Annotated in this window: 2 protein-coding genes and 1 pseudogene; all 3 read left to right on the plus strand. The window is 42.2% G+C overall.

Annotated features, from left to right (window positions below; all coding sequences use genetic code 11):
* Positions 1 to 354, plus strand: a 354-nt coding sequence (locus tag G6Q06_RS08225) for a hypothetical protein (protein ID WP_163565303.1), incomplete at its 5' end; no start/stop codon positions are given.
* Positions 354 to 695: a hypothetical protein gene (locus G6Q06_RS08230; protein WP_163566293.1), complete on the plus strand. Its 342-nt coding sequence runs from the start codon at positions 354 to 356 to the stop codon at positions 693 to 695. The genes G6Q06_RS08225 and G6Q06_RS08230, both read left to right, overlap by 1 nt.
* Positions 692 to 2,493 (plus strand): annotated as a pseudogene (locus G6Q06_RS08235) (hypothetical protein); the annotation flags it as partial. The gene G6Q06_RS08230 and the pseudogene G6Q06_RS08235, both read left to right, overlap by 4 nt.

Here is a 2,493-nt window from a genome sequence, read left to right on the forward strand (position 1 = left end):
ATGGAGCAAGACTACACAGAAGAACTAAGCGCGCGTGAGATTGAGGAAGATAACCTTATAGTTGCCAAAGAACACAATACCTACATCAATAAGCGTATTTGGACATTGCTACAAAAAGGCCAGCTAAACGCTAAAACGCTATCACTATACATATACCTAGCCACTCTCCCCAATGATACGCTTATTCAAACACCAGCCTTTGCCAAACAATGCGGCTACAGATTCAAAACGCTACAAAAGTGCCTAAAAAAACTACACCAAAAAGGCTTTTTAGAGTTTGGGGTGATGCAAGATGAGCAAGGCAACCTAAAAAGCACCTTCCACCTAAAAGACCCCACTAGAAAGGATTACTAATGTACCAGAAACTCACCACAAACTCTACAATGATAGTCAAGCCCCAGATCAAAGAGGGCTTTAGCGCTATTGATAATAACATTGTCTACTATACAGACTTAAGCCCCATAGCTACAAAAATCCTTGTGTGGTTAAGAGCCCTTCCTAGTGATTGGGAAGTTAATACCAAACATGCCTGTAGCCATTTAAAGCTATGCAAGAACACCTACTACAAATACACCCAAGAACTCAAAGACAAAAGTCTTTTAGACATTGTAGAGATTAGAGATAAGAAAGGGCGCTTCACCGGGAAACGCCGTTTCATACTCAAAAACCCAAACCCTAATAAGGATTTAGCATGATTGGCAAACCACAAATCAACGAGCCCCATGTACAACTACCCAATGATATTTATTGGAGACAAGACCTTAGCCTTATGGCTATAGCCATTTGGGGCTTTTATCGCTCACTTCCTAGTGATTGGGAGCCAAATAGCGAACATATCGCTAAAGTGCTCCAAATAGATATTAAAACCCTTTACAAATATGTGGCTGAATTGATAGACAAAAACTACCTTGATAAAACACGCTTTAAAGATGAACAAGGAAAGTTTACTGATCAAACTTACATTGAAGTCAAATGGCCAAGCAGAGAGGATTCAAGCCCTGATGAAAATAGACTTAATAACCTTGATACTAACACTTGCAACATTAATAAGCCAAGTAATGCAGTGGGTGGAGTACAAGAGAATGCTAAAAAATTTTTGAGCAATACCCATAAGGGAAATTTTCCCTTATGGGAAACACAAGGCAAAAAAACCCAAATTGAGGCTAGAAACCCCGCTAAATACGCGGCTGTGGCTCAAGAACTAGATCAAGCAATCCAAAATCCAAAATTTCCAGTGTACAAAGAAACATGTACAAGTACAAAGAAACATGTATTCTTTAGTCAGTACGCTAACGCTTTTGATTTTAATAGTCGGAATTATTACAATAGTATTACTAGCTATGTTAGTGGTAATAATGGTAGTCTTTCTCATCGCGCCTTTTCTCCCCTTATTGGTTTTCCTAATCGTAGCGTTTCAGGAAATGTTATTTTTAAGTGTCAGGTACAAGTTTTCAATCAGCTTATCGGTTTAAGTAGTCTTATCAAGTCAGGTACTACTTTTGGGGTCTCAGAAACTTCTAGATTATCTGTAACTAAACAACCTTCAAGCGCTCTTGGTACTTCTTTTGATCTTTTGAGTGTTGCACATTCTACATCTCGGGTTGATAGTTCTGTGAATGTTAAGCACCCTAGAAGTGATCTAGTATTGGCTAGTCCAATTGCTTCTCTTAATGTCCCAACATCCCAACATGTGCCTACTTGTAGTCTCCAGACTATTGCCTTATCCTCGCCCATGTGGGTGCTACAATCTTGTAGCGTTGGCTTAAAGGGTCGCGTTATGTCCCCTCTTGCTACTAGCTTGATTTCTAGCGCTGTAAGACCCGTTAACCTCTTGCAAACCTCCTTGAGCAGCGCCACCACCAAACAACGCAAGTCAAGGGCGCTCTGTGGTTTGAAAAGCGTTGAGCGCGGCGCGTGTGCTATTGCTCACCCTCTTAAAGACGCGTTATTTTCAGGAGGTCGTCCTAAGTCAACCGTTAATCGCATCCATTTGGTCCCCGGCGCCAACCTTAAGCCAACCTTAAAGTCCTCCCAGAGTGCTAAATTGCTTGAATCTAGCGCTGTTAAACCCTCCAGTAGCGCTAAATCTCGGGCTTGTAGGGTTTCTTATGTGTTAACTAGTCTTGAGAAAGTGCAGGCCTTAGCCCATAGCACCTTCAACTTGGATACCTCCGCGCTTAACACCACCGAAGTGGCCGCCTTTGAGCGCTTTATTGCCTATCGCCGTGAACATGTGCGCGTGGGCTACTCTACTAAAAAAGCGATCTTAGATCGCCTTGTGCAGTTAAAAGCACTAGGGGCAGATTTAAGCGTGTGTGTGAATCAGTCTATCACTAGGGGTTGGGCAGATGTATTTTTGCCTAAGGTTAGAGAGCAAAACACCACGAACAGCGCTAAAGCTAAGGCTAAAGCACGCAAGGCCAATAAGGAGGTGAGCGCTGAGGATATGGATGAGAGGGATATAGCCAAAGATGCCATAGATCGCTTTATTGC

The sequence above is a fragment of the Helicobacter suis genome (assembly GCF_902196135.1).
GTDB classification, from domain to species: Bacteria; Campylobacterota; Campylobacteria; order Campylobacterales; family Helicobacteraceae; genus Helicobacter; species Helicobacter suis_A.